Here is a 714-nt window from a genome sequence, read left to right as displayed (position 1 = left end):
CGATATCGTTAAACCAGCGGATAAAGTAGTTGTAAATGATCCAGCTAAGTTGACAGATGCTGAGAAGGAGAAAATTAAAGCAGCAGTTGAAGCTGTAAATCCAAACTCAATTGTAGTAGTTGATGACAAAGGAAATGCTAAAGTTTCAACTCCAGATGGTCAAACACAAGTTATTCCTGTAGAAGAATTAGTACGTACTGTTGAAGATACTAAGAAACCAAATGCAGGTAACGACATCGTTAAACCAGCAGATAAGACTGTAGTAGCAAATCCAGAAAAACTTACAGATACTGAGAAGAAAGCAATCGAAGATAAAGTTAAAGCTGTAAACCCAGATGCAACAGTAGTTGTAGATGACAAAGGAAATACGACAGTCACAACCCCAGAAGGTAAGACAGCCGTAATTCCAGCAGCAGACTTGACGAAAGATCCAGAAACTGCAACTAAACCAAATGCAGGCAACGACATCGTTAAACCAGCAGATAAGACAGCAGTTAAAGATCCAGCTAACTTAACTCCAGAAGAGAAGAAAGCGATCGAAGATAAAGTTAAAGCTGTAAATCCAGGTGCAACAGTAGTTGTAGATGATAAAGGAAATGCGACAGTTACAACCCCAGAAGGTAAGACAGCCGTAATTCCAGCAACAGACTTGACGAAAGATCCAGAAGCTGCAACTAAACCAAATGCAGGCAACGACATCGTTAAACCAGCAGA

At 40.1% G+C, this 714-nt stretch carries 1 pseudogene; it reads left to right on the top strand.

Annotation, left to right across the window (positions count from 1 at the left end):
- Window positions 1–714, top strand: a pseudogene (locus tag FJR73_RS10105) (hypothetical protein); the annotation flags it as partial.

Source organism: Streptococcus sp. D2, assembly GCF_006385825.1.
GTDB lineage: Bacteria > Bacillota > Bacilli > Lactobacillales > Streptococcaceae > Streptococcus > Streptococcus shenyangsis.
This window is presented reverse-complemented; position numbering and strand designations above follow the sequence as displayed.